This is a genomic window from Vibrio sp. OPT46 (assembly GCF_015163535.1).
Lineage (GTDB): Bacteria > Pseudomonadota > Gammaproteobacteria > Enterobacterales > Vibrionaceae > Vibrio > Vibrio alginolyticus.
In genome coordinates this window covers 2,623-21,515 of sequence record NZ_JADDYG010000356.1, presented here as the reverse complement: position 1 = coordinate 21,515, position 18,893 = coordinate 2,623, and the positions used below count along the sequence as shown (strand labels likewise).

The window sequence follows — 18,893 nt, the reverse complement described above, 5'->3', positions numbered from 1 at the left end:
TACGTGATCTACATCTAAAATTTCGCGAAAGTGAGGACTACTGGCTAAGCTAAAAGAAAACGATAAGGATGCCGATATGAAGTGGTTCTTTATTTTACTTAGCTTTTGCTGCTTTAGTGTGTTTGGTGGAGAAAACACCAGAGAAGATGAATTAAGTCACTTTGACACGCCGTTTCTCATCGGAGACTGGTATTTGATGAACCCAAACCCCGAAGAGTCGGCTGAAAACTTTCGTGCGATCAAACTCTCATTAGGTTCTGACTACAGCTTTTCTATTGATATTCAAAAGAAAGACTATTCCGTTGACCATTGGGAAGGGCTGTATAACGCAAATGAAGACACAATCGTTCTTGGTTTAAACACCGACGAGCCTCAAATTTATGCCTATCGCAACAACCATAATACGCTTGATCTTAATGGTGTAACATTCACTAAGGGATTATCCAATTCACTTGCAGGTATGTGGTCTAGCTCTCACGTATCTGGCGACGGTCTTGTGGCCAACAACATTAATCAGATGGATTTGATACTTCAACCTGATTTCGTGTTCATGTTTAGGGTTTCGAACGAAGAAGGGGATGAGTCCATCAAACAAGGTGTGTTTTACACAGAAGATGAGTTTTTGGTTCTGCTGTATGAAAATGGCGAGCATGGAACCACGTATAAGCTCAACAAGAATGAGCTAACGATCGAAGATTCCAATGGTGATATGTACGCCGTACTCAATAGAGTTACGCCATGATGCCTTTAACATGCGCCAAATTACGCGTGCGTACGGTAAGTCATTAATGTTGTTTAAATGTTAATCAAAAAACGGAGCTAGAGCACTAAAAGCTCCGTTTTTTGATGGAAAGACTTGTATTCTGATACCACAACCCCTACAAATAGCTTATATAGTGATACCAGAAATGCATTTTTGATCATGCAGTCTGGTATTTTTGTTGTTCGACATACAAGGATTTATGCTCATGTCTCAAGCTCCCCTGGCCAAATATCGTAAAGATTATAAAGAGCCATCTCATGCGATTACTGATATCGATCTTACTTTTGATCTATATGACAATGACACAATCGTTACGGCGGTATCAAAAGTTGCTCAAAAAGGCGATACAACAACGCTAGAACTCGATGGCGAAGGGCTTGAGCTACGCGCTGTAAAAGTAAATGGTGAGGATTGGGCTCATCACGAGGTGAAGGAGTCATCGCTGGTACTGACCGATCTTCCATCCGAGTTTGAACTTGAAATCGTCACCAAAATTGATCCTGAAGCGAATACAGCACTCGAAGGTTTGTACAAATCAGGCGGCGCATTTTGTACTCAGTGTGAGGCTGAGGGCTTCCGCCGTATCACGTACTATCTAGACCGTCCGGATGTTCTAGCAAAATACACAACAAAAGTGATCGCAGATAAAGCGGCTTACCCATATTTGCTGAGCAATGGTAACCGAATTGCAGAAGGTGATGCAGAGAACGGTCGTCATTGGGTTCAATGGCAGGATCCGCATCCAAAACCAGCTTACTTGTTCGCCCTTGTTGCAGGCGACTTTGATGTATTGCGTGACAAATATACAACGATGTCAGGTCGCAGTGTTGATTTAGAAATCTTTGTTGATAAAGGTAACCTAGATCGTGCAGGCCATGCGATGACATCTTTGATCAACTCGATGAAGTGGGATGAGGAACGCTTTGGCCTGGAATACGATCTGGATATTTACATGATCGTTGCTGTTGATTTCTTCAACATGGGTGCAATGGAAAACAAAGGCTTGAACATTTTTAACTCAAAATATGTGCTGGCGAACGATCAAACTGCGACAGATCGTGATTATTTAGGCATCGAAGCTGTGATCGGTCATGAGTACTTCCACAATTGGACTGGAAACCGTGTCACTTGTCGTGACTGGTTCCAACTAAGTCTAAAAGAAGGCTTAACCGTATTCCGTGACCAAGAATTCTCTTCTGACTTAGGCTCTCGTGCTGATAACCGTATTGATAACGTACGTATTATTCGTGGTCCTCAATTTGCGGAAGATGCAAGCCCAATGTCTCACCCGATTCGTCCTGACAAAGTCATTGAGATGAATAACTTCTACACGCTAACGGTGTATGAAAAGGGCAGCGAAGTTATTCGCATGTACCATACACTCCTTGGCGAAGAGGGCTTCCAAAAAGGAATGAAACTTTATTTTGAACGTCACGATGGTACCGCCGCGACGTGTGAAGACTTTGTTTCTGCAATGGAAGATGCCACCGGTGTTGATTTAAAACAGTTCCGTTTGTGGTACAGCCAATCGGGTACACCAACGCTACGCGTAAATAGCGAATACAACGCTGATGCAAAAACTTACGCACTAACGGTAGAGCAATTTACGGAGCCGACGCAAGACCAAGCAGAAAAACAAGCGCTGCATATTCCGTTCGATATCGAGTTGTATGATTCGAAAGGTCGAGTTATCCCACTGGTGATTAACGGTGAATCTGTTCATAACGTGCTGGATATTAAACAAGATAAGCAAACGTTCGTATTTGAAAATGTCGAAGAACAGCCAGTGCCATCTTTGTTGCGTGAATTCTCGGCACCAGTCAAATTAGAATACGATTACAGCGATGACGAGTTAGTCTTCTTGATGAAGCACGCAACGAACGATTTTGCTCGATGGGACGCTAGCCAAATGCTATTGGCTAAATACATTCGTCAGAATGTGAAAAATGTTCAAGCGGGACAAGAAGTATCACTTTCTGAAGGTGTGATAGATGCTTTCCGCGGTGTGCTGTTGGATGAAACGCTTGAGCCAGCTTTCTGTGCTCAAGTTTTCTCTATGCCTTCAATCAATGAGATTACTGGTTGGTACCAGCAAATTGATATCGATGCCGTAGACAAAGTGCTAAATAGCATTACAGTGTCACTTTCTAAGGAATTAGAAGATGAGCTAAGTGCGACTTATCACACGCTTAAGCAAACAGAGTATACGATCGACCATGCTGCAATTGGCAAGCGTGCTTTACGTAACCGTTGCCTTCAGTACCTAGCATATACGGAAAAAGGTAATGATTTAGTCAACGCACAATACGCATCTGCAAATAACATGACAGATACGATTGCTGCGATGAGTGCTGCAAATAACGCTCAGCTCGAGTGTCGTGAAGCACTTATGGCTGATTACAGCGATAAATGGAAGCACGATGGTTTGGTTATGGATAAGTGGTTTGCACTGCAAGGTAGCAATCCTGCAGAGGATGCTCTTGAAAAAGTAAAAGCAACCATGAACCACGAAGCATTTAGTTTGAAAAATCCGAACCGTACGCGCAGCTTAATTGGCTCGTTCTTAAGTGCGAACCCTGTACGTTTCCATGATAAATCCGGTGTAGGTTACCAGTTTGCCGGTGAAATTCTTCGCCAACTAAATGATTCGAACCCACAAGTAGCTTCTCGAATGATTGATCCTTTGCTTAAGTTCCGTAAATACGATGAAGCTCGCCAAGCAATGATTCGTGCAGAACTTGAAAAGCTCAAAGCAATGGATAATCTTGCTAAAGATCTATTCGAAAAAGTGACTAAAGCACTAGACGAATAGTAAACAACACAATAGGGTGGTCATTAAGGCCACCTTATTTGTTTATGTCACTTAGTTTTCACTTCATGAACTATTACTACTTCAATCTCAACATTTCATATCAAACGTTTTTATCTCATTATTCTGGTGCGGCAAGTGTTGTTCAAGTTGTCACACACAACGGTTTGCGTTTGCAGTTACCCGCCGCGAGATTTAGACCATTTCTTAGTCAATTGGGCGTTAGAGGCCAGTTTAGACTAACAACTGACCAAAATAATAAGTTTCTTAAGTTAGAAACTCTGTGATGTATTGTATTTGCAGAGAGTTAAATAGGAATCTTAGTCACAGAATCGGACATTTCACCTCTTACCACTACGATTAGTTGTTAAACATTTGTAATTATGCTTTTACAATGGGCACATGCATTACCTATGCTTAGTTTCTAAGGTAACAACCTAGCTACTAAGTCCCCCTACAAAACAACAATTCTAATGTGGAGTGTGAATATGACCGCGCGTGAAAATGTAGTGCCGGTTCTGCTTGAAAAGGTTTACCAACTGATTCAAGACAAACTCGAGCTTTCTCACCAAACGCTTGTAACTAAACTTGCTCAACACTTATTCAGTAACATTGCTGATGATGATCTAATTCAGCGAAACGAATCCGACCTTTATGGTGCTGTCGTTAGCCTTTGGCACCATATCAATGAAAAAAAACCAGAAGAGATTTCGGTTCGAGTATTTAACCCGACCGTAAGTCGTCAAGGCTGGCAATCCACACACACAATCGTAGAAATTGTTGTTCCAGATAGTCCATTCTTAGTGGACTCAGTCAAAATGGCTTTAGCACGTTTGGATCTTGTTTGTCACCTAATGTTGAATAACCCAACACAGATTCAGCGTGATAAAAAAAGCCAAGTTACAGACGTAAACGGTGAGGGTGGTGTTCTTCAATCACTTTTCCACATAGAGGTAGACCGCCTTACTAGTAAAGACGAGATGCAAGCGCTTAAAGAAGAGCTGTTAAGAATTCTATCTGATACTCGCTTAGTCGTTGATGACTGGAAGCAGATGGTTGATAAGCTTAAGTTTGTTACTGATGAACTTGAGAAAAATAAAGATCGTGTTTCTATCCAAACTGATCGTATGGATGAAACGATCGCATTTCTTCGTTGGCTAGAAGATCATAACTTTACCTTTATGGGTTATAAAGATTATGACTTAAAAGAGGTCAATGGTGATACCGAACTTGTTCCTGCTAAAGAAAAAGGACTAGGTCTGTTTGCTGATGACAAACGCGTGCGTAGCGTCAAGCTCTCTGAATTATCAGATTCAGCGCGATTAGAAGCGAAAAAACCATACGCTCTGATCATCACCAAAGGTAACAAAGCATCTCGTATCCATCGTCCGGCTTATACTGATTACATCGGTATTAAGAAGTTTGATGAAAACGGTAAAGTAATAGGTGAGCATCGCTTTACTGGTTTATATACCTCCGCCGTTTACAACCAAGCGGTACAAAGTATTCCTTTGATCCGCGAAAAAGTTGACCGTATCCTTGAAGCAAGTGGATACCGTCACGGATCATACTCATACAAAGCATTGCACAATATCTTAGAAAACTACCCACGCGACGAGTTGCTTCAAGCTAATGAAGAAGAGCTGCTTGAGGTGGGAATGGGCGTTGTACAAATGCAAGATCGTGACTTGCTGCGTTTGTTTGTTCGTAAAGACCCATTTGGTCGTTTCTTCAGTTGCATGGTTTATGTCACTAAAGATCGTTACAACACAGAATTGCGTCGTCAAACTCAACGCATTCTTAAGCAGTACTTTGGTTGCGAGCAAGAGGTTGAATTTACAACGTACTTCTCAGAAAGCCCACTAGCGAGAACACATTACATTGTTCGTGTAGACAATAACAACATTGACGTAGACGTGAAAAAGATCGAGCAAAATCTAATGGAAGTTTCTACCTCTTGGGATGACAGACTAAAAGAATCCATCATTGCTAACTTTGGTGAAAGTAAAGGCCTTCCTCTTTCAAAAGAATATATGAGTGCGTTCCCTCGCTCATACAAAGAGGACATGATGCCAGGTTCTGCGGTTGCAGATATCGAGCGCTTAGAAGCGTTAAGTGATGATAATAAACTTGGTATGTTGTTCTACCGACCTCAAGAAGAGGGAGCAGATTCCAAAGCTGTCCGCTTAAAGTTATATCATCGCGATGAACCAATTCACCTTTCTGACGTAATGCCGATGTTGGAAAACCTTGGTTTGCGTGTGATTGGCGAATCGCCATATGAGATCGAGAAAAACAACGGTCAGACCTTCTGGATCCTTGACTTCTCTATGCTGCATAAGAGCGAGAAAACCGTTGACCTTCGTGAAGCTCGTGATCGTTTCCAACAAGCATTTGCTGCCATTTGGGCGGGTAATCTTGAAAGTGATGGTTTCAACCGATTGTTATTAGGTGCGTCTTTATCTGGCCGTGAGATTTCCATTCTTCGCGCTTACGCACGATACATGCGCCAAGTCGGCTTCCCATTCAGTCAGCAGTACATCGAAGACACGCTAAGCCACTACCCAGACTTAGCGACAGGTCTAGTCAAGCTGTTCACCAAGCGATTTGATCCGAAACACAAAGGCAGCGAGAAAGGCCAAAACGATCTAATTAAAAAGCTAACAGAGCAGTTGGATCGTGTAGAGAGCTTGGATGATGATCGTATTATTCGTCGTTATATCGAAATGATCATGGCGACGCTTCGTACCAACTACTACCAAGTAGACGAGAATAAGCAGCCTAAGCCTTGGTTATCTTTGAAAATGAAGCCAAGCGATATTCCTGAGATTCCGCAGCCTGTACCTGCATTCGAGATCTTTGTTTACGCACCAGATATTGAAGGTGTTCACCTTCGTGGTGGAAAAGTGGCTCGTGGTGGTTTGCGTTGGTCAGATCGTCAAGAAGACTTCCGTACGGAGATTCTTGGCTTAGTGAAAGCGCAACAGGTTAAGAACACTGTAATTGTACCAGTGGGTGCAAAAGGCGGCTTCGTTTGTAAACGCCAGCCATCTCTCACCAGTCGTGATGAAATTTTTGCGGAAGGTCAGCGTTGTTACAAACGCTTTATCCGTGCACTGCTTGATGTGTCAGATAACATCATTGAAGGAGAGGTGGTACCACCACAAAACGTTGTTCGTCACGATGAAGATGACCCATATCTAGTAGTGGCTGCCGATAAAGGCACAGCAACCTTCTCAGATTTGGCAAACTCTGTTTCTGCAGAATACAACTTCTGGCTAGGTGACGCATTCGCTTCAGGTGGTTCAAACGGTTACGATCACAAAGCAATGGGAATCACCGCAAAAGGTGGTTGGGAATCTGTTAAACGTCACTTCCGTGAAATGGGCATCAACTGTCAGACCACTGATTTTACTGCAATCGGTGTAGGTGATATGGCAGGTGACGTGTTCGGTAACGGTATGCTGTTATCGAAGCATATTCGATTGCAAGCTGCGTTTAACCACATGCACATCTTTATTGATCCAAATCCAGATTCAGCCAGCAGCTGGGAAGAGCGTAACCGCTTGTTTAATTTGCCAAGATCAAGCTGGGAAGATTACAACAAAGACTTGATCTCTCAAGGTGGTGGCATCTTCTCTCGTCGATCAAAATCGATCCAGTTGACGCCAGAAATTCAGAAAATGTTAGGTACGAAGAAAGCATCTTTAGCGCCTAACGATCTGATAAAGATGATCTTGAAAATGAAAGTCGATCTTCTTTGGAACGGTGGTATCGGCACTTACGTTAAATCATCGACAGAAACTCATACAGATGTTGGTGACCGTGCTAACGACATGCTGCGCATTGACGGCCGTGACTTAAGAGCCAAAGTGGTTGGCGAAGGTGGTAACTTGGGTATGACTCAGCTTGGTCGTATCGAATACGCACTAACTGGCGGTCGAGTGAACACGGACTTCGTTGATAACGTAGGTGGCGTTGACTGTTCGGATAATGAAGTCAACATCAAGATCTTCCTCAATGGACTGGTTTCAAATGGCGATCTTACGGTTAAGCAACGTAACCAAATTCTAGAGTCTATGGAAGACGAAGTGGGTGAAATTGTCTTGGATGATGCTTACCGTCAGTCGGAGTCGATCTCTGTTACTGAACAGCAAGGTGTTGGCATTGTTAAGGAGCAAATTCGATTCATCCACACTATGGAGAAAGCAGGGTACTTGGACCGTGCTCTCGAATACATTCCTGATGATGAAACGCTAATCGAGCGTGAAAAACAGGGACTAGGTCTGACTCGCCCTGAGCTATCAGTGTTAGTTGCCTACGGTAAAATGGTACTTAAACAGCAACTTGTTACGGATGAAATCGCAAATGATGAATTCCATGCAAAACAACTTGTTGAATATTTCCCAAGTGCGTTACGACGTAACTATAAAGATCAAATGGTTAATCACCCACTGCGAGCTGAAATTATCGCTACAGCATTGGCTAACCAGATGGTTAATGAAATGGGCTGTAACTTCGTTACTCGTTTGCAAGAAGAAACTGGTGCAAGTGTTGTCGATATTGCCAACGCTTACAGTGCGGCTAGAGAAATCTTTGATTTAGAAGAAATCCTCAAGCAAACTCGCAAACTTGATAACGTTGCGACAGCGCAAGCTCAATACGAAATTATGTTTTACGTGCGCCGAGCACTGCGTCGAATTGCACGCTGGTTGCTTCGTAACCGTAGCGGCAAATGCACGGTCGGTGAGTTGATTGCTATCTACAAGCAAGATGTCAATGTTATCACTGAAACCCTAGACACTATGTTAGTTGAGTCTGAAGTTGAAGAACACAATGAGTTGGCTCAAGGTTGGATAGAGAAAGGGGTTGAAGAGAAACTCGCTCACCAAGTTGCCCGCTTATCAAGCTTACAATCTGCACTGGATATTTCATCAGTAGCAAGTGAAACAGGTAAAACGGTTGAGCAAGCATCGAAACTCTACTTTAACTTGGGTGACCGTTTATCGTTGCATTGGTTCTTGAAGCAAATTAATAGCCAAGCCGTTGATAACAACTGGCAAGCACTTGCAAGAGCGGCATTCCGTGAAGATCTGGACTGGCAACAACGTCAACTTACCGCTCAGGTACTGACTTGTGGCTGCTCAACCGAAGAGCTTGACGTGATGGCTGCGTTAGAAGATTGGATTGAAACTAACGAGCAATCGTTGCACCGCTGGGAGAGTATCTTAAACGAGTTCAAAGTTGGCTCAGTACACGAATTTGCTAAGTTCTCTGTAGCACTTCGAGAGCTAGTACTTTTAAACCTCAACTGCTCATCGAAAGAGTAGTGGAATAATCAAGTCATAAGTAAAAGCCTCGTTATTTAACGGGGCTTTTTATTATCTATTATTCACATTTGGAAAGAAAATAGTTACATTGTCACATTGAGTTGAAATTAAAACAGAGTGAAATCGATTGCTTTTAAGCGGTTAGTTACGATTTTTATCGCAGAAACTTGATTGTAATTGTTTGTTTTATATTTGAAAATCTTATAAAGATATAGGTTTTTACTTATTACGTTCATTTTCATTGAATTACGATGAAAAACGGTAAATAATATTGTCCCGTTTATACGGGGCTTTTTTCTTTCGGAGGCACAATGCTTTACCGTCTAGCCAGAACTGGCTTTTTCCAACTCGATGCCGAGAAGGCACATGATCTTGCAATCAAGAACTTCCAACGCTTTAACGGCACACCACTTGATCTCTTTTACCGCCAACAGTTACCAACTCGTCCAGTTGAGTGTATGGGTCTAACATTCCGTAACCCTGTTGGTCTTGCGGCTGGTTTAGATAAAAACGGCGAATGTATTGAAGCATTTGATGCCATGGGCTTTGGCTTTGTCGAAGTCGGCACTGTAACGCCACGACCACAACCAGGTAATGATAAACCACGCTTATTCCGTTTAGTGGAAGCAGAGGGGATCATCAACCGCATGGGCTTTAATAACCTAGGCGTTGATAATTTGATCGAGAATGTTAAACGAGCAAAATTCAATTGTGTTCTCGGAATTAATATCGGTAAAAATAAAGATACGCCAATTGAAAAAGGGGCAGAGGACTACCTGATTTGTATGGAAAAAGTGTATGAGTATGCTGGCTATATTGCAGTAAACATCTCATCGCCAAACACTCCAGGTCTTCGTTCACTTCAATATGGTGAAGCGCTTGATGAACTGCTTTCCGAATTAAAAGCGAAACAAGCGGAGTTATCAGAGAAGTACAACAAGTATGTCCCGTTAGCATTAAAGATAGCGCCAGATTTAAGTGACGATGAAATCTGCCAAATCTGCGATTCTTTATTGAAAAACAATATAGATGGTGTGATCGCGACTAACACAACTTTGGATCGCACGATCGTAGAAGGGATGAAACACGCCAATGAGGCAGGTGGCTTGAGTGGTCGCCCTGTGCAATCACGCTCTACGGAGGTCGTACGTAAGCTTCATGAAGAGCTTGGAGACAAACTTCCAATTATCGGTGTTGGTGGTGTAGATTCCTATGTTGCAGCCAAAGAAAAGATCATGGCAGGCGCTAAACTTGTTCAAGTCTACACTGGCTTTATTTACCACGGCCCAGGTCTCGTACGTGATATCGTTAAGAATCTTTAACATATACATCAAAAACTACTGAAAAATCAGTACCTGTTACATAAAAAAGAGGACTTTGTTTCCTCTTTTTTTTTATCCGTTCGTTTGTAGAATTTAAAAATCACGAGTAGGTAATTAAGCGTCTTACCTCTTTACCACTGATTTAACTAGTCAAGAGAGAACGGAATAATGCTTAAACCCAGCGACAAATGGAATTGGTATTTTGACGAGCAAAAAGCTTGCTTAATGCTGGATCTGGGGGAGGAAATGATTTTCCAAACCAATCTATCCCGAAAATTGTTGGTTAACTGTGCCTTCTCAAACAGTGAATTTACCGTTGATGACGCCAGCGCATTTCAAACGTTTAATGAGCGCATTCGCTGTCTCGATATCAGTGAATATCGCCAAGCTGAATTAACACTGTATTGTGTTGCTGCAAAGCGTTTTCATAAACCTGTACAGCCTAAGAGCTGGTTCTTCGATGCACAGTCCTCTGATTATGAACCTCAAGAAGGGGACATGGTCTTTCTCACAAATCAATATTCTGATGGTATGTTCATCGTTCTAGAACCAGGCGAAACATCGAGCTTATGTGCTTATGTTAACCAAGAAGCCTTTGTTCTTGATGGCAATAAGGCGCTTCAATTTGGGCAGCCGATTAAAGTAATGCATGATCGCATGGCTTGTGCAAACCACCTCTTTGCAATGACCCCTATGGCAATGGTGGGTTAAAGCGGTTTAATTTTTCTTTATTTCGTTCCTTTGTTTGCCTTAATCGACCTTATTGGGTCGATTTTTTTTGTCCTTTCCTCAGACACTCCAATCCGAAAGACCATGAAACTGTTTGTTTTCTATGCATGCAAACATGAAGCTGGTCACTTTTATTTTACTTATTTCAATTTGATTACTCCTTTAATTAGGCAACCTAGCGCCTAAAACAACCCTATTTATTCCCCTATAAAGGGCATTTGTAAGTAACTTACATCAACCAATCTCGACTGGTATATACCAAAATGCATGTAAATAAGTATTCACTTCTTCTAAAGGAAACAAAATACGTTCATGAATGAAAAACATTCAAACTAAAGATGTTGAAAGTTTTAGATCATTTGAGTGGTGATGATTTGAACTAACGGGTGGGAAAATACCTTTAAAAACGAGGCATTGATCGTAAAGTCAGGTATAATTGAAGCCATTTTTTATCAGCGAAAGAACACTATGAATCAATATCTCGCGGTAACTTCAAATGGCATGGAAAATTTGCTTGTTGAAGAACTGACTAAACTAGGCATTGAAAATGCGAAACCAGTACAGGCAGGCGTAAAATTTAAAGCGACAAACGAACAGGTTTATCGCTGTTGTTTGTGGAGCCGTTTAGCGTCTCGATTTGTACGTGTTTTATCTGAGTTCACGTGTAACAACGACATGGACTTGTATCTATCCACTTCCACTATTAACTGGGTTAACCAATTTCATAGCTCTAAACGCTTTGTTGTGGACTTTAACGGCACAAACCGTGAGATTAGAAATAGCCAATACGGGGCTATGAAGGTCAAAGATGGCATCGTAGATTGCTTTGAGAATAAAGGCTTGCCACGTCCTAATATCAGCAAAGAACGCCCAGATATTCGTATTCACGTTCGTTTGCATAAAGATAAAGCGTTGCTTGGGGTAGACATGGTAGGTAGTGGTCTTCATCAGCGTGGTTATCGACCAGAATCGGGTCGTGCGCCATTACGTGAAACGCTTGCTTCTGCGATTATCATGCGTTGTGGCTGGGATGGGCATCAACCATTACTCGATCCAATGTGTGGTTCTGGTACTTTGCTTATTGAAGCGGCAATGATGGCAGCCAACATGGCACCTGGCGTTAAGCGCAAACAATGGGGCTTCGAAGTTTTGGAAGACTTTGAACCGGAGACCTGGGCTGAGATTAAATCAGAGGCTAATGTTCAAGCTAGACGAGGTGTCAAGAAAGTTGACGCTAAGTTTTTTGGATTCGATAACGACCCCAAAGTATTAAAAGTCGCTCAAGAAAACGCCCGCAGAGCAGGTGTTGAAGAGTTGATTGAGTTTGCGCAAGGTGATGCTGCAACTATTACTCGTCCCGCAGGATTTGAACACGGTGTTATCGTTTCAAACCCACCTTACGGTGAGCGTCTAGGAACTGAGCCGGGGCTGATTGCGCTCTATACCGCATTCGGTGGACAGCTAAAATCTGAGTTTGGCGGATGTAAAGCATCTATCTTCTCTAGCTCAGACGAGCTCTTGAGTTGCCTTCGTATGCGCGCTGATAAACAGTTTAAATTGAACAATGGTGCGTTACCGTGTCACCAAAAGAACTACAGCATTGCCGAGCGCAGCGCTGATGAAGTGAAAGGTGCAGATACTAACGTTCAAATCGCACCAGACTTCTCAAACCGTTTGAAGAAAAACATTGGCAAGATTGGCAAGTGGGCGCGTAAAGAGAAACTAGACTGCTATCGTATCTACGATGCAGACCTTCCAGAATACAACGTAGCGATCGACGTGTACGGCGATCAAATTGTGATTCAAGAGTACGCAGCACCTAAGAACATCCCTGAAGAAAAAGCCAAGCGTCGTCTAACGGACATTATCCGTGCGACGATTCAGGTGACCGGTGTCGAAGCGAACAAAGTTGTACTGAAAGTTCGTGAGAAGCAGAAAGGTCGAAGCCAGTACCAAAAATTAGGTCAGGTATCAGAGACGCTCGAAGTAAACGAGTACGGTGTGAAGCTGATCGTGAACCTTCATGACTACCTAGACACAGGCCTGTTCTTGGATCATAAGATCACTCGTCGTCGTCTTGGCGAAATGGCACAGGGTAAAGATTTCCTTAACTTGTTTGCTTACACTGGTAGTGCAACAGTGCACGCTGCAGTTGGTGGTGCGCGTTCCACTACAACTGTCGATATGTCAAACACCTACTTGAACTGGGCGAAAGACAATATGCAGCTTAATGGCTGTGTAGGGCGCCAACATAAATATGAACAAGCGGACTGTTTGCAATGGCTAGAAAACGCAAAAGGTGAGTACGACTTGATCTTTATTGACCCACCTACGTTCTCTAACTCTAAGCGTATGGAAACATCATTCGATGTACAACGTGACCACATTAAGCTAATGAAGAACCTCAAACGTTTACTGAGAAGTGAAGGCACAATCGTATTTTCAAATAACAAACGTCATTTCAAGATGGATGAAGAATCACTCGCTGAATTGGGTTTGAAGGCTCAGAATATTTCTTCTCAAACGTTACCATTAGATTTTACGCGTAATAAACAGATTCATAACTGTTGGCTAGTAACGCACGCGTAGTATAAACAAAAGGATTAATACGTGCTGATATTGTATAGCACAGAGGGATGCCATCTTTGTGAGATGGCATTTGCTCTAGTAGACCAAGTCGGTTTGGCCGAGCAAACAGATATCATTGATATTGCGTTCGATGATGTACTATTTTCTCGTTACGGCGTCACAATACCCGTATTAAAATATCAAGATTCTGAGTTGAACTGGCCGTTTGACTTAGAACAACTCACACATTGGTTGGATAATAATGGCATTACTTACCATTCATAACGCACAACTTGCATTTGGTGACCACCCATTGCTAGACAAAGCGGAGTTCGCTCTTCAAGAAAACGAACGCGTTTGTTTAGTTGGTCGTAACGGAGCAGGTAAGTCCACGTTAATGAAAGTGCTTGCCGGCGACATTTTGTTGGATGATGGCAAGATTCAAATAACTCAAGACGTAGTAGTTTCTCGGCTTGAACAAGATCCACCGCGCAATCAAGAGGGTACGGTTTACGAATACGTATCTGGCGGTTTGGCTGAAATCGGCGAACAATTGAAGATCTATCACGATCTTCTCGATCTTGTTGCTCAAGACCCAAGTGAGAAGAACATTAACCGTTTGGCGAAAGTTCAAGAGCAACTTGATCATTCTAACGCTTGGCGCTTTGATGACCGTGTTAAGAACGTACTTGGCGCTTTAAAACTAAGCCCAGAAACCAAACTGACCGATCTATCCGGTGGCTGGCAACGTAAAGCTGCTTTAGCTCGTGCGCTGGTTTGTGATCCTGATGTATTGCTTCTTGATGAGCCAACAAACCATCTCGATGTGACAACGATCGAATGGTTAGAGAACTTCTTAAAAGACTTCAAAGGCTCGATCATCTTTATTTCTCACGACCGTGCATTCATCAAGTCGATGGCGACACGCATCGTTGACTTAGATCGCGGTCAATTAGCTTCTTTCCCTGGTAATTACGAACAGTATTTGAATGACAAAGAAGAAATGCTTCGCGTCGAAGAAATGCAAAATGCTGAGTTCGATAAGAAACTAGCTCAGGAAGAAGTGTGGATTCGTCAAGGCATTAAAGCACGTCGTACTCGTAATGAAGGCCGTGTTCGAGCCCTTAAAAAACTTCGTGAAGAGCGTCGTGACCGTCGTGAAGTTCAAGGTAAAGTTAACCTAAACATCGATGATGCTTCTCGTTCAGGTAAGATTGTATTTGAAGCAGAAAATGTATCTTTTGCTTACGAAGGCAAGACAATTGTCGACGACTTTAGCTTTAACATCATGCGTGGTGACCGTATTGCACTTATCGGACCAAATGGCTGCGGTAAGAGTACGGTACTTAAATTGCTACTAGGGCAATTGGAAGCGCAGTCTGGTCGTTTACACTGCGGAACAAAATTAGAAGTCGCGTACTTTGATCAGTACCGAGAGATTTTGGATCCAGAAAAGACAGTGATCGATAACTTAGCGGATGGGAAACAAGAAGTAATGGTTGGGGGACGTCAGCGTCATGCGCTGAGTTATCTCCAAGACTTCTTATTTGCACCTAAGCGCGCCAGAACCCCGGTTAAGGCACTTTCCGGTGGTGAGAAAAACCGATTATTGCTAGCCCGTATCTTGTTGAAACCAAACAACTTACTTATTCTTGATGAACCAACTAACGATTTGGATATCGAAACGTTGGAACTTTTAGAAGAAATGCTTGCCAATTATCAGGGTACATTATTGTTAGTGAGTCACGACCGTGAGTTCGTAGACAACACAGTAACAACCAGCTGGATTTTTGAGGGTAACGGTATAATCGAAGAGTTCGTTGGTGGTTATCGTGATGCTAAACAGCAGCGTGACCAAGTTCTTGCTTCGCGCAGTCAGGTTGAAAAACCAACGAAGAAAGAGAAAGTGGTTGAGGAAACTCCCAAAACTACGCAACCTAAGAACAATTCGAAGAAGTTATCGTATAAGCTGCAAAGAGAATTAGAGGCTCTACCAGCTAAACTTGAACAATTAGAGTCGGATATCGAGAGCCTTCAGGAGCAAGTGAACGATCCAGAGTTCTTTGCTAAACCTGTAGAGCAAACTCAGCCGGTATTGGAACAGCTTGCTGCACTAGAGCAGGAGTTGGAAATCGCATTCGAGAGATGGGAAGAACTCGAAGCAATGCAACAGGATAGTTAAGAATTCAATGAATTGTAGTAATAAATTCAAATTGACCGCCATTGCAATGATGGTTGGTACCACAATGAACGCACAGGCGGCATTGTATCAAGTTGTTGAGGTTTCACCTCAGGATCATGGTTCAAACGGTGACTACCAAACGGCTTACGGGGTTGCAATTCAACAGGGCGATGCAGGTACAGATCCTTCAACAGGTTCACCTTTCGCTTTAGGCTGCTTTGATGCAGCAGCAAACTGCACGCCAGAGCAGTTTAAACTTGCAATGGAAACTCGCACTACGCCGATTTCAGCGACACAAGCCGTGGATGGGAACAGCTATCGTGAAGAAATCCCATTCGGATTAGACGCTGGCTTTTATTACATCCAAGAACTCAAAGACTTTGAGCGTTACTGTTACAACCAGCTTCGCTATTCCACCTGTGACTCATGGGCTTCAGTAAACTGGACGCCGTGGAATAAAGAACGTAGTAAAGACTTTACTTCTAATGCGTTAGCGTTCATAGAAGAAGATTCTGCTGCTTATAAAAATGAATATAACAATGTTATCAACCAGCTTACCGAGGGTGGTGCAGCTGTCGGTAATCAGAGTAAAGTTAGCACAGAAAATACTTCTACATTAGAAACACGAAATACCGTAGTTGCACCAGTAGAGCCAAATATTCTTACTGGCGATGGTGACGCAAGTGTTGTGCAAAGCCATGCTTGGAGCACAGACGGCAATTTTACTGTTGGCAGTGTTTCTCGAACAGCAAGCAATACCAATGGATCTCACCACACATCAAAAGCAGCGATTTGGGATCAAAGCGGAACCGTCAGTGAATTGGCTTGGCCTAGTGGCACATCTAAAGATGGAGAAAGGTTAGCTCAAGGGAGCATGCGTGACCTTGTCACTGATGGAACTACGGTCTATGGCGTAGGTTACAACACTTACAGTGATGATAACTACCTGAATGCGACTGTTTTTGTCGGAACTCTAGAAGCCGAAGGTAGCGTTGAAAACGCAACTTGGAAAAACAAAGTTGTTGTAGGAGCTAGACAGCGCGAGGGTGATGATACGGTTCATACAAACTCACGATTAACCGACGTTAACTCTAATTTTGTTGCTATTGGTGAAGCAAAACGTTCGGGCGGATACTTAATGCCAACGGGCTCTGCTCCGAATCGTCTCTTTATCGTAGATGATGTTCGTAAGGATTCTATTAGCGCTTTTTACCCAACTACTGGCATTTTCTTTAGCGGTGCGGGCGGTAAGATGGGCGGTATCAACTCTTACAATGAAATCGTCGGGCAACTTGATGCGGAAACGACTCGTGAAGACGATGGCAAGCCACGTCGTAAGCGCGGTTTTATCTATCCATATAGCGTAGGTGGCGAGACTAGTGAACGTGCTGCAACATTATTCAATGGAAAAGCTTGGTTCCTAGACAGTTTGACTAACGGCGGTGATTACTCTGAACAAAACAATCAGTTCCGTATTATCGACGCAACTGATATCAATGATGCAGGTGTGATCTCTGGTACTGCTATGAAATGTGCAGGTGGTTATAGTACAACAGCAAACAATGCGACATGTAGCTCTGAAGAGCAAATTGTAGCAGTCAAACTAGTACCTATTGCTGACGCAACTAAGGACGACATCGTATCTCGAAGCATTGACTCAACGACGACAGAGCGTCAAGGTGCAGGCCTTAGTTGGTTAGCTTTGACCATGCTTGGATTGTTTGGGTTCCGTAGAAAATAGTTAAAAATCGTCAGTAATTTTTAAATCAAGCAGAGGCTCACACATTTGAGTCTCTGCTTTTTTTATGCCTTGAGAAATTGCCTACTTTGATCGATTCTTATAAGTGGAGTCATAAAAACTCCATCAAAGTTTCACAATAACAGCTGTACGTTAGTAAATGGACCTGTATGAGGAATTAACTATGAAGAGACAAAAGCGTGATCGCCTAGAACGAGCTCAATCTCAAGGCTACAAAGCTGGATTGAATGGAAGGTCTCAAGAGGCTTGCCCATATCAACAAGTTGATGCTCGGTCGTATTGGTTAGGTGGTTGGCGTGATGCCAGAGATGAAAGACAATCTGGTCTCTACAAATAAACTCTCCACATACAAAAAAGAAGGATTCGAAAGGGCTCTACGGAGCCTTTTCTACATTATAGGTACATAGGGAAGTAGGTTAACACTCGATAACAAAAAGGCTCCTAAATAGGAGCCTTAATAAATCAATTAAAACCGTGATTAGAAGCTTGAAGTGTCTTGGAACAAGCCAACTTTCAAATCTTTTGCTACGTAGATTTCTTTGCCGTCTACACATACATGACCGTCAGCCAAACCCATCACAAGTTTACGGTTTACAACGCGTTTCATGTGGATTTCGTACGTCACTTTTTTCGCTGTTGGCAAGATCTGACCTGTAAACTTCACTTCGCCAACACCCAGAGCACGACCTTTTCCTTTGCCACCAACCCAGCCAAGGAAGAAACCAACAAGTTGCCACATCGCATCAAGGCCAAGACAACCCGGCATTACAGGGTCGCCAGGGAAGTGGCAGTCAAAGAACCACAAATCTGGAGTAATATCCAATTCCGCCAAGATCAAACCTTTACCAAAATCGCCTTCAGTCTCAGACATTTTAGTAACACGATCCATCATTAACATGTTTGGCGCAGGAAGCTGAGGGTAACCAGGCCCAAACAGTTCGCCTTGACTAGAAGCAAGTAGATCGTCACGGTTATAAGAATCACGTTTGTTTTGCATTATCAATTACTCCAATTTTTGATAGCTGCATCTTAGTGAACACGTGTACGCTAAACAACTCCGATCAGTACTAGACAAACCAGTTTTTGATGCGCTGCACAATTCCTTCTGGATGCTCATGTCTTTCAAAGTTTTCAATACGTTCCGCTATTTTGCCAATAATGCTATCGTCTTCACCTCTAAAAGGTTTATTCATTACAATCGGAATAGCTTCATCTACGGTAGAAACGGACCAAATATGGAAATCACCATTTTTAATGCTTTCTATTACATCTTTATGTAATGCAAGGTGTTTAAGGTTTGATTTTGGCATCACAACACCTTGATTTCCTGTAAAACCTTGATGTTTACAAACCTGATAAAAGCCTTCAATTTTTTCGTTCAAGCCACCGACGGCTTGCACTCGACCAAACTGATCAACAGCTCCTGTAACA

12 protein-coding genes and 1 pseudogene are annotated in these 18,893 nt (G+C 42.7%); 11 read left to right on the top strand and 2 right to left on the bottom strand.

Annotation, left to right across the window (positions count from 1 at the left end; all coding sequences use genetic code 11):
* Positions 1–76 precede the first annotated feature (76 nt).
* The 11 genes from IQR33_RS15910 to rmf all read left to right on the top strand — a co-directional run bounded on the left by IQR33_RS15910 (position 77) and on the right by rmf (position 17,799).
* Positions 77–742 (top strand): hypothetical protein, encoded by a 666-nt coding sequence (locus tag IQR33_RS15910; protein ID WP_053304489.1) that lies wholly within the window; start codon positions 77–79, stop codon positions 740–742.
* Positions 743–968: 226 nt separating this feature from the next.
* Entirely contained in the window at positions 969–3,575 is a 2,607-nt protein-coding gene (gene pepN, locus IQR33_RS15905) for an aminopeptidase N (RefSeq protein WP_193837363.1), read from the top strand.
* 65 nt (positions 3,576–3,640) lie between these two features.
* The gene (locus IQR33_RS15900; RefSeq protein ID WP_005377440.1) at positions 3,641–3,859 is read left to right on the top strand and encodes a DUF2835 domain-containing protein; all 219 of its coding nucleotides are present in this window, start codon (positions 3,641–3,643) and stop codon (positions 3,857–3,859) included.
* A 201-nt stretch (positions 3,860–4,060) separates the two neighbouring features.
* A complete protein-coding gene (locus IQR33_RS15895; protein ID WP_193837364.1) occupies positions 4,061–8,902 on the top strand; it encodes an NAD-glutamate dehydrogenase in 4,842 nt (1,613 codons plus the stop codon).
* 311 nt (positions 8,903–9,213) lie between these two features.
* A complete protein-coding gene (gene pyrD, locus IQR33_RS15890) occupies positions 9,214–10,224 on the top strand; it encodes a quinone-dependent dihydroorotate dehydrogenase (protein ID WP_017634281.1) in 1,011 nt (336 codons plus the stop codon).
* 168 nt (positions 10,225–10,392) lie between these two features.
* A complete protein-coding gene (locus IQR33_RS15885; RefSeq protein ID WP_005377444.1) occupies positions 10,393–10,935 on the top strand; it encodes a cell division protein ZapC in 543 nt (180 codons plus the stop codon).
* Between the two features lie 486 nt (positions 10,936–11,421).
* Positions 11,422–13,542 carry a bifunctional 23S rRNA (guanine(2069)-N(7))-methyltransferase RlmK/23S rRNA (guanine(2445)-N(2))-methyltransferase RlmL gene (rlmKL, locus tag IQR33_RS15880; protein ID WP_193843847.1) on the top strand — a complete coding sequence of 707 codons (2,121 nt, stop codon included), beginning with the start codon at positions 11,422–11,424 and terminating at the stop codon, positions 13,540–13,542.
* 21 nt (positions 13,543–13,563) lie between these two features.
* Complete coding sequence (locus tag IQR33_RS15875; protein ID WP_017821808.1) at positions 13,564–13,806, top strand: glutaredoxin family protein; 243 nt, start codon at positions 13,564–13,566, stop codon at positions 13,804–13,806.
* Positions 13,784–15,703, top strand: coding sequence for an ABC transporter ATP-binding protein (locus IQR33_RS15870; protein ID WP_193837365.1), 1,920 nt, complete (start codon positions 13,784–13,786; stop codon positions 15,701–15,703). Before IQR33_RS15875 ends, IQR33_RS15870 begins: the two co-directional genes overlap by 23 nt.
* Positions 15,704–15,710: 7 nt before the next feature.
* On the top strand, positions 15,711–17,444 hold the full coding sequence (locus IQR33_RS15865) for a DUF3466 family protein (RefSeq protein ID WP_193837366.1): 1,734 nt from the start codon (positions 15,711–15,713) through the stop codon (positions 17,442–17,444).
* Positions 17,445–17,625: 181 nt separating this feature from the next.
* Positions 17,626–17,799, top strand: coding sequence for a ribosome modulation factor (gene rmf / locus IQR33_RS15860; RefSeq protein ID WP_005377453.1), 174 nt, complete (start codon positions 17,626–17,628; stop codon positions 17,797–17,799).
* A 141-nt stretch (positions 17,800–17,940) separates the two neighbouring features.
* On the opposite strand, the gene fabA is transcribed toward rmf, so the two are convergent.
* Together fabA and IQR33_RS15850 are read right to left on the bottom strand one after the other, a co-directional pair.
* Entirely contained in the window at positions 17,941–18,459 is a 519-nt protein-coding gene (gene fabA, locus IQR33_RS15855) for a bifunctional 3-hydroxydecanoyl-ACP dehydratase/trans-2-decenoyl-ACP isomerase (protein WP_193837367.1), read from the bottom strand.
* 70 nt (positions 18,460–18,529) lie between these two features.
* Positions 18,530–18,893: pseudogene (locus IQR33_RS15850) on the bottom strand (Lon protease family protein); the annotation flags it as partial.